This is a genomic window from Butyrivibrio sp. (genome assembly GCF_017635265.1).
Lineage (GTDB): Bacteria > Bacillota > Clostridia > Lachnospirales > Lachnospiraceae > Butyrivibrio.
Map to the genome: position 1 here is coordinate 1 of NZ_JAGBLU010000065.1, position 9,344 is coordinate 9,344.

Annotated in this window: 8 protein-coding genes and 1 riboswitch; of the genes, 3 read left to right on the forward strand and 5 right to left on the reverse strand. The window is 40.6% G+C overall.

Annotated features, from left to right (window positions below; all coding sequences use genetic code 11):
- Nucleotides 1-138, forward strand: a 138-nt coding sequence (locus J6O61_RS07910) for a cold-shock protein (protein WP_292211683.1), incomplete at its 5' end; no start/stop codon positions are given.
- 126 nt (nt 139-264) lie between these two features.
- Here J6O61_RS07910 and hisA read toward each other — a convergent pair.
- From hisA to J6O61_RS07930, 4 genes are all read right to left on the reverse strand, one after another.
- The gene (hisA, locus tag J6O61_RS07915) at nt 265-1,065 is read right to left on the reverse strand and encodes a phosphoribosylformimino-5-aminoimidazole carboxamide ribotide isomerase (protein WP_292211665.1); all 801 of its coding nucleotides are present in this window, start codon (nt 1,063-1,065) and stop codon (nt 265-267) included.
- A gap of 88 nt (nt 1,066-1,153) precedes the next feature.
- Nucleotides 1,154-1,909: a 4-hydroxy-tetrahydrodipicolinate reductase gene (dapB, locus tag J6O61_RS07920; RefSeq protein ID WP_292211666.1), complete on the reverse strand. Its 756-nt coding sequence runs from the start codon at nt 1,907-1,909 to the stop codon at nt 1,154-1,156.
- 95 nt (nt 1,910-2,004) lie between these two features.
- Entirely contained in the window at nt 2,005-2,889 is an 885-nt protein-coding gene (gene dapA, locus J6O61_RS07925) for a 4-hydroxy-tetrahydrodipicolinate synthase (RefSeq protein ID WP_292211669.1), read from the reverse strand.
- Nucleotides 2,890-2,915: 26 nt separating this feature from the next.
- Nucleotides 2,916-3,074, reverse strand: a complete 159-nt coding sequence (locus tag J6O61_RS07930; protein ID WP_292211672.1) for a hypothetical protein — start codon at nt 3,072-3,074, stop codon at nt 2,916-2,918.
- A riboswitch (Lysine riboswitch) is annotated at nt 3,039-3,211 on the reverse strand. It overlaps the preceding gene by 36 nt.
- 369 nt (nt 3,212-3,580) lie before the next feature.
- Between J6O61_RS07930 and typA the strand changes: the two genes are divergently transcribed.
- Nucleotides 3,581-5,410, forward strand: coding sequence for a translational GTPase TypA (typA, locus tag J6O61_RS07935; protein WP_292211675.1), 1,830 nt, complete (start codon nt 3,581-3,583; stop codon nt 5,408-5,410).
- Between the two features lie 104 nt (nt 5,411-5,514).
- Here the strand turns inward: typA and J6O61_RS07940 are convergent, their stop codons facing one another.
- Complete coding sequence (locus J6O61_RS07940; RefSeq protein ID WP_292211678.1) at nt 5,515-6,162, reverse strand: YigZ family protein; 648 nt, start codon at nt 6,160-6,162, stop codon at nt 5,515-5,517.
- A gap of 127 nt (nt 6,163-6,289) precedes the next feature.
- On the opposite strand from J6O61_RS07940, the gene J6O61_RS07945 reads away from it, so the two are divergent.
- Nucleotides 6,290-9,001, forward strand: coding sequence for a transglycosylase domain-containing protein (locus tag J6O61_RS07945; RefSeq protein WP_292211681.1), 2,712 nt, complete (start codon nt 6,290-6,292; stop codon nt 8,999-9,001).
- Nucleotides 9,002-9,344 lie beyond the last annotated feature (343 nt).

A 9,344-nucleotide genomic window follows, 5' to 3' on the forward strand; every position in this document is an offset into this window, starting at 1 on the left:
GCTGGAAATGATGTATTCGTACATTATTCAGGACTCAACATGGAAGGTTTCAAGTCTCTCGAAGAGGGCGCTTCTGTAGAGTATGATGTAATCCAGGGCGAAAAGGGACCTCAGGCCGTAAACGTAAACAAGCTTTAATTCTTGATTAGAGCGATTAATCAGACTACAAAGTGCCTTATTCTAATATATATATATTTTGAATTTGCAAGATTGTAACAATGATTAATAGGAAGAGCCATCTGACGAAAGTCAGATGGCTTTTTTTCATAAGCTACAAGCATCCATCACTTCCTTAAGCTTTAGATGACCTCCAAATATATCAAGGGCAGATCCAACTGTAATATCTATTTTTTCTTTTCCAAGTTTTCTGATTTTTTTAATATCACTAATGTTTCCAACTCCGCCCGCATATGTAATAGGTATTTTTCCCCAATCAGCCAGCAGTTTGATCACATTTTCTTCAATCCCGGCTTGTTTTCCCTCAACATCCGCAGCATGTATCAGAAATTCATCGCAGTATTTTGACAACTCATCCAAAGTCTCAGCACAGAGCTTAACTTCAGTCATCTTCTGCCACCTGTCGGTAACTACATAGTATTCATTCCCCTGCACCAAGTCACCGTTTTTTGTCATTGCCTTACAGGAAAGATCCAACACGATTTTCTCCTTACCCACAGCCTTAACCAGTTTCTTTAAATTTGTGAAATTGACTTTACCATTTTTGAATACATAAGAAGTAACTATTACATGCGATGCTCCTACATCCAGAAATTCCTTTGCATTGTCAGCAGTAATGCCGCCGCCAACCTGCAAAAGCCCGGGATTGGCCATAAGAGCATTAAGTGCCTGTCTTTTTGTCATCTCATAATAAGGGCTGTCAACTGCATTAAGAAGAATCACGTGTCCGCCATTAAGTCCTAGCTCTCTGTACATATTTGAATAAAACACAGCTTCTTTTGTAGCAACAAAATTCTCTAAAGCCCGGTCTCCCTTATCACTTAAAGTACTACCGACTATCTGTTTAACTTTTCCATTATGAATATCAATACAGGGTCTAAACTTCATTGTCATCCCTTTCATTAGAAAAAACGGCCGAAGTCTGCTGCACAAGTGCCTAAAAGCATTGTGTAGTATAACTTCAGCCGTGTCATCATCAAGCAAGTACGTTACTCATGTCATACATTCCTGCAGGCTTTCCGGCTAAAAACTTGGCTGCTTCAATAGCTCCTTTTCCAAAAATCGCTCTTGAATAAGCTCTGTGGGAAAGAGTTACAACTTCATCGTGTCCTGCAAAGATAACATCATGATCTCCGACGATTGTTCCACCACGAACTGCCGATATTCCTATTTCCTTTTCAGGTCTCTTCTCTCTTCTGCTGCTTCTGTCATAGACATACTCGTATTCATTTCCAAGTGAAGAGTTAATGCTGTCAGCAAGCGCAATAGCAGTTCCACTTGGTGCATCAAGCTTCTGGTTGTGGTGTTTTTCAACTATTTCAATATCAAATCCCGCTGCCGCAAAAAGTGGAGAAACCTCTTTTAACACCTTTAAAAGTGCATTTACACCAACAGACATATTGGCAGACTTAAGTACCGCAACCTTCTTTGAGGCATCTTTTACCCTTGCAAGCTGAGCTTCTGATAAACCTGTTGAACAAAGAACAACAGGAGTTGATGTCTTTTCACAGTATGCTAAAAGACCATCTGCTGCAGAAGCATTGGAGAAATCAACAATAACATCAGCCTGCACATCACATTCCTCAAGGCTCTTAAACACCGGAAAATCGTAGGAGTTTTCGCCATAGGCATCCACTCCGGCAACAACTTCTATATCCTTATCTTCCTTAACAAGGTCGATAATTACATGTCCCATACGGCCATTGCAGCCGTGCATTATCATTTTTGTCATATTTACTCCTCTTAAATCATATGTTTAAGCTTATTTATAGTTATCAATTGTGGATAACTTCTTTTTATCCACATATACCTGTTGACAGTATATTATCAGATAAGACCAAACTTCTTCATTTCTGCGCGAAGCTTCTCCTGATTCTCAGGTTCCATCTCTGTAAGCGGAAGACGAAGCGGGCCTGCATTTATTCCGATCATCTTGAGTGCACTCTTAACAGGGATAGGATTTACTTCAGAGAAAAGAGCTTTTACAAGAGGAAACGCTTTGAACTGAAGCTCTCTTGCAGCGGCAAAATCTCCATCCAGACATTTTTTACAAATTTCATGAGTCTGTCTTGGTGCTACATTTGAAAGAACCGAAATAACTCCAAGTCCTCCGATTGACATAATAGGCACAATCTGATCATCATCACCTGAATAAAGATCTATGCATCCTTCAGAAAGCTGCATCATCTTTATAGTCTGTGAAATATTTCCTGTCGCATCCTTGATTCCTACGATATTTTTATATTCACGGGCAAGCTTTACAGCTGTTTCCGGTAAAATATTGCAGCCTGTTCTGCCTGGCACATTGTAAAGGATAATAGGAATATCAATTTCTTTTGCAACGGCTGAAAAATGAGCTATAAGTCCGCCCTGTGTAGCCTTATTGTAATAAGGAGTAACAAGCAAAACTCCATCAGCACCATATTCCTGGGCAAGTTTTGAAAGCTTTATTGCTGTCTCAGTGCAATTTGAACCCGTTCCGGCAATGACAGGAATTCTTTTTGCAACCTTATCTATACAGTATTTCACAACTTCCATGTGTTCCTCTTCAGTCATGGTTGCTGCTTCACCTGTAGTTCCGCATACTATGATGGCATCTGTTCCGTTTTCAATCTGAAACTCAATGAGCTTACCAAACTCTTCATAATTAACTTCTCCGTTTTCCTTAAATGGTGTTGCGATTGCAACTCCTGCTCCCTTAAATATAGCCATTTTGCCCTCCTTTTGGCTGTTTTTTATTAATTAGTCTGTTTAACAGGATTCACCAGATCTAAAAGCACTTCATCAAACGTTCTTTTCAAAAGAAAAAGACTCAACAGAAAATCTGATGAGCCTATAACAATCCCGGTTAAAGCATTTGTATTGTTGATAGCGCCCCATCTTCCGATGACAGTCATACAGCTGTTTACTGCATGCCCAAGCATTCAATTATCAGGTAATTGAACCTTTCGGCGTATTTACCTTTCTCTCTGATTCATCTGTGCCTGACACATCCACAGAGATACTCATTAAATACGCAACCTCTATCCAAACCGTTTTCAGTTGTTTTAAATACTACATCACGAAAAAATACGTGTCAAGTGCAGCGCACGTTTTCCTATAAACTCGTCACTATAAACGTTCTATAAACGTTACTGTTCACTCACTTCCTGCTTGCACTGGTAACTGATTTGCGCCTTTATTCTAATTTGCCATCGTCGAAGGAATGCGCTCACTCCCAAATCACTTTCTTACGTAATGCGCAGCATAGTGCGCATTTCTGCCTGAACAGTAACATATAAATATTTTATTATCACTTTATTAAGGAACACAAAATAGGGTTGAACTATAAAAAAACGCGTGCTATACTACTAAAGTTTTGAGAAATAATTGTGAGTAGTATTATTATAAGAAAGGTTTATTTATGAAGCAGACTAGAAATGATGTAAGAAATGTTGCTATTATCGCTCACGTTGACCATGGTAAGACAACTCTGGTTGACGGACTTTTAAGACAGAGTGGTGTATTCCGTGCCGGTCAGGAAGTTGTAGAACGTGTTATGGATTCCGGCGATATCGAAAAAGAACGTGGCATTACCATCATGTCTAAAAACACAGCTATCACATATAAAGATATCAAGATCAACATCATTGATACTCCCGGCCATGCCGATTTCGGTGGAGAAGTTGAGCGAGTTCTTAAGATGGTAAACGGCGTTATTCTTGTTGTTGATGCTTTTGAAGGTCCAATGCCTCAGACAAAGTTCGTTCTTGGTAAAGCAATGGATCTTGGTCTTCCTGTTATTGTATGTATCAACAAAATTGACCGTCCTGAGGCAAGACCAAACGACGTTATCGATGAGGTACTTGAGCTGCTTATGGATCTTGGCGCAGATGACAATCAGCTTGACTGCCCATTCGTATTTGCATCAGCTAAGGCTGGAACATCATCACTTTCACTTGATGAGCCCGGCACAGATATGAAGCCACTTCTTGACACAATCGTTAATTATATTCCTGCTCCTGTTGGTGATCCTGATGCCAGCACACAGGTACTTATCAGCACAATCGATTACAACGAGTATGTTGGACGTATCGGTGTAGGTAAAGTTGATAACGGTGTCGTTAAGGTTAACCAGGAAGTTGTAGTTGTTAACCACCACGAGCCAGACAGACGTATCAAGACCAAGATCAGCAAGCTCTACGAGTACGATGGCCTTGGAAGAGTTGAAGTTCAGGAAGCAAAGATTGGTTCAATCGTTGCCATTTCAGGTATCGAAGATCTTAAGATTGGTGATACACTTTGCTCAGTTGATAATCAGGTTGCTATTCCATTCCAGAAGATTTCAGAGCCTACTATTTCAATGAACTTCATTGTTAATGACTCTCCACTTGCCGGACAGGAAGGTAAGTATGTAACAAGCCGTCACCTTCGTGACAGACTTTATAAAGAACTTAATACTGATGTTTCTCTTCGTGTTGAAGATACAGATACTACAGAGACATTCAAGGTTTCAGGACGTGGTGAGCTTCACCTTTCAGTCCTTATTGAGACAATGCGTCGTGAAGGCTTTGAGTTTGCTGTAAGTAAGGCAGAGGTTATCTACCACACAGACGAACAGGGTCACAAGCTTGAACCTATGGAGAAGTGTTATATCGATGTTCCTGATGAATTCTCCGGAAGCGTTATTCAGAAGCTCGGCGAAAGAAAAGGTGAGCTTGTAAATATGGGTGCTGGAAACGGTGGATACACTCGTCTTGAGTTCAACATTCCTTCACGTGGACTTATCGGATACAGAGGTGAGTTCATGACTGATACAAAGGGTAACGGTATCATCAACACAATCTTCGATGGCTATGCTCCTTATAAGGGAGATATGAACTACCGTAAGACAGGTTCAGTCATCGCTTTCGAGTCAGGTGAAGCTACAGCATATGGTCTTTTCAATGCTCAGGACCGCGGACAGTTATTCATCAAGCCCGGTGATAAAGTATACTCAGGAATGGTTATCGGAACAAGCGGTAAGTCAGAGGATGTAGAAGTTAATGTATGTAAGACAAAGCACCTCACAAACACAAGAACATCATCATCCGATGAAGCTCTTCGTCTTGTACCACCGAGAATCATGTCACTTGAGCAGTGCATCGAATTTATCGATAATGATGAGCTTTTAGAGGTAACACCTACAAGCCTTAGAATCAGAAAGAGAATTCTCGATCCTACACTCCGTAAGAGAGCCGGATTCAAAAAATAATTCATTCTTAAATTAAAAATTTAAGAATGCACCAACCAAGTCAATTTAATTTTTAATTTCAAAAAAATGGCGTTCTTTTTCGGAACGCCATTTTCATTGTATTATCAATCTATTTCTTGAACATCTAAATAATATCCTTTATCACGTTCAAATATCTTTATTTGCCCTTCACATTTCTGGATGAGTCCCTCAACTATGCGCTTTACTTCAGCTTCCTTTACACAGATGTCAAACTGAACATTTGCCTCGTAACGAGAATCCGCAATGGAGACATTGTTCTGTCCAAGATAATACTGAACATTGTTTACCATATTATAGGCCACTTCCAATGTCAGCAGCTGAGAATAGACCATTTGTCCAACTTCTGCATCTGCAATTCCGGCCTGGGCAGCTTGAGTGTAGGCTCTTACAAGACCTCCTGTTCCAAGAAGAACACCTCCAAAATATCTTGTTACAATTACAAGTGTATTGGTGAGCCCTGAGCCATTTATAACTTCAAGTATCGGCTTTCCGGCTGTTCCTGATGGTTCTCCGTTGTCACTGCATCTGGTATTTTCGCCATTTATCCCTATAACATATGCATAACAGTTATGTCGTGCATCCCAGTATTTTTTGGTGATCTCAGCGATCTTCTCTTCTGCCTGCTGTTGGTTTTCAACCGGAAAGACATTTGCTATAAAGCGGGATTTTTTCTCAACAATCTCACTACTTCCCTGTGAAGTTACGATTTTATAAAACTCTTTATCATTCATGTGCTAAATTATATCAGAAATATAGCACAAATGTTACAAATCTTAATTTTGGGCTCATTTCTTTATTATCCTTTAGATTCATGGTATACTTTACTGGTTAAAATGCAATAAACAGGAAGGTTAATGTATGAATTACGGGAAAAGAGGTATCGTCAATCAGGCCAAAACGCTTAATTCCGGTACCGATAAATGGGGAAAGAAATTTAGTCTCTTCGGATTCTATATTTTACTTTCTCTTATAATAGGACTATTCATTATAGGAGCAAGCGCCGGAATAGGTGTTTTTAACGGCATTATAGCCACAGCACCGGATATTACTAACATCGATGTAACTCCGTCAGGCTTCTCTACATTTGTGTATGACACAGAGGGCAATCAAACCGCCAAGCTTGTCTCTACAGACTCCAATCGAATACCTGTAACTATGGATATGGTTCCTGAAGATCTTGCTCATGCCTTCGTCGCCATCGAGGATTCAAGATTCTATGAACACAACGGTATTGATATTCAGGGTATTATCCGTGCTGCAGTTAAGGGTATAACGACCGGTAATTTTTCAGAAGGTGCCAGCACCATTACTCAGCAGCTTCTTAAGAACAATGTTTTCTCCGGTTGGACCAACGAAACCACACTTCAGAGTATCAAACGTAAAATTCAGGAGCAATACCTTGCAATTCAGCTTGAAAAGCAAATGAGCAAGGATGAAATCCTTATTAACTACATGAACACCATTAACCTGGGTTCGAATACTCTTGGTGTTCAGGCCGCTTCTCTTCGTTATTTCAACAAATCTGTAAGCGAGTTGACTCTTTCAGAGTGCGCTGTTATCGCCGGAATTACCCAAAACCCCAGCAAATACAATCCTATAACTCACCCGGATAAAAATGCTGAGCGTAGGAATAAGGTATTACGTGATATGCTTTCGCAGGGGTATATCACTCAGGTTGAATACGATGCCGCAATGAATGATGACGTATACGCCCGCATTGAAAACGTAAATGAAGAAACCGGCGGTGATACTACTATCAACTCATATTTTGTTGATGCACTTACAAATGAGGTACTGGAAGACCTTATTGCTGCAGGTTATAACGAGACTCAGGCTTATACACTGCTTTACAGCGGAGGACTTAAGATTTATTCAACTCAGGATCCTAAGATTCAGGCCATCTGTGATGAAGTATACACAGACGAAAGCAATTACCCTGAGGGAACCAAGTATCTTCTTGCATATGAGCTTTCAGTTAAGGCATCAGACGGAACAGTAACCAACTACAGCAGTGAAATGTTCAGCAGTTATTTCAAAGAACAAAAAAGCAGCTTCAACATGCTCTTTGATTCTTCAGAAGATGCCAACGCTGCAATTGAGGAATATAAGGCATCCGTAATGTCTGAAGGTGATACTGTTCTTGGGGAAAAAATAAACCTTACTCCGCAGCCTCAGGTTTCAATAACAATCGAGGAACAAAGCACCGGATACATTGTTGCCATGGTGGGCGGACGTGGAGCCAAGACAGCCAGCAGAACACTTAACAGAGCAACCGACTCCTACAGACAGCCCGGTTCAACATTTAAAGTTATTTCAACATATGCACCGGGTATTGATAGCGCCGGGCTCACTCTTGCAACTGTCTTTAATGACGCGCCATTTGCTTATTCAAACGGAACTTTAGTCCGTAACTGGTGGGGATCAGAATACAGAGGTCTCAATAACGTAAGAGCTGCCATAAGGGATTCGATGAACGTTATAGCAGTAGAAGCCATTACCCTCATCACTCCGCAGCTTGCCTTTGATTACCTTAAAAACTTTGGTTTTACTACACTTGTTGAAAAAGAAGTAATAAACGGAAAGACATACTCAGATATCCAGCAGTCAACTGCTCTTGGAGGACTGACTAAAGGTGTTAAGAACTTTGAACTTAATGCCGCTTATGCTGCTATCGCAAACGGTGGAGTCTACATTGAACCTAAGCTTTATACTAAGGTTGTAGATCACGACGGAAACGTCATTCTCGATAATACACAGGCTAACTCAAAGAGAATCCTTAAAGAGACAACAGCATTTCTTTTAACAAGTGCCATGCAGGATGTTGTTACAAGCGGAACAGGTGGTTCTGTTAACTTTGGAACAACAGCGATTGCCGGTAAGACAGGTACAACTTCCGATTACGTGGATGTATGGTTTGCAGGTTTCACCAACTACTATACAGCTACTACCTGGACCGGATATGACAACAACGCAAAAATGACTAGCTCTGCCGAAAAGAACCTTTCCAAGACCATGTGGAGAAAAGTAATGGAAAAGATTCACGAAGATCTTCCATACTCATCCTTTAGTATTCCGGATGGAATTGTTTCGGCAACAGTTTGTTCGAGATCAGGAAAGCAGCCAATTGCAGGGCTCTGCGATGGAACGCTTTATACAGAATACTTTGAAGAAGGCACAGTTCCTACTGAAAGCTGTAATGTTCATTATGCCGGAACAATGTGCGCTATAGACGGCATTCCTGCCGCGGAAAGCTGTCCATTCAAAGTAGCCGGTGTATATGAACTGTCACCGGAAGTACCGGCTGCTCTTCAGTCAGGATTTGTAAACTATACACCTACCAATTCTGCATATACGACCGTTACAGACGAAAATGGTAACACTACTACTGTTCTTAACACCTGTCATCATACAGCCGAATTTATGGCTCAGGAAGGCATAGAAGAGATACTTGCAGCTGAACAGGCTGCAGCGCAGGCAGCTGCCGCCGCAGCAAATCCTGAAGCAGCCGCAGAAACTCCTCAGGAAACAGTAGTCGACACCGTCCCGGAAAACGTCGCAGCCGGCAACTAACTCTATAACAAGAGCATATTTTCTTGTAAACGGACGCAGATGATGTGGAAGTTTAGACATAGTTCTGTTCACTCCGGTATTTTTCAATGTGATAAATTGGACATAAAACGCCCATAAAAGACTTGTTTCATGCTTATTCAGAACACAAGTCTTTTGTGGGCTTATTTATGTCCATTTATCATCATTTCAAAATAAATCGTTCACATAACTATGTCTAAACTTCCAGCTCATCTGCTGTTCTGCTATAAAAAAGTATTATCTTAAGTAAATAGAAAAATCCATTTGTGCCCATAGCTTTGGATAGAGCGATTTAGTATGAGCAATAGAGACTGTTAATAAAAAA

What these genes read in the sequence shown, in the direction of transcription:
- dapB (WP_292211666.1), bottom strand. Translation starts at nt 1,909, where the DNA reads ATGACAAAAATGATAATGCACGGCTGCAATGGCCGTATGGGACATGTA.
- J6O61_RS07945 (WP_292211681.1), top strand. Translation starts at nt 6,290, where the DNA reads ATGAATTACGGGAAAAGAGGTATCGTCAATCAGGCCAAAACGCTTAAT.
- hisA (WP_292211665.1), bottom strand. Translation starts at nt 1,065, where the DNA reads ATGAAGTTTAGACCCTGTATTGATATTCATAATGGAAAAGTTAAACAG.
- J6O61_RS07930 (WP_292211672.1), bottom strand. Translation starts at nt 3,074, where the DNA reads ATGACTGTCATCGGAAGATGGGGCGCTATCAACAATACAAATGCTTTA.
- typA (WP_292211675.1), top strand. Translation starts at nt 3,581, where the DNA reads ATGAAGCAGACTAGAAATGATGTAAGAAATGTTGCTATTATCGCTCAC.
- dapA (WP_292211669.1), bottom strand. Translation starts at nt 2,889, where the DNA reads ATGGCTATATTTAAGGGAGCAGGAGTTGCAATCGCAACACCATTTAAG.
- J6O61_RS07940 (WP_292211678.1), bottom strand. Translation starts at nt 6,162, where the DNA reads ATGAATGATAAAGAGTTTTATAAAATCGTAACTTCACAGGGAAGTAGT.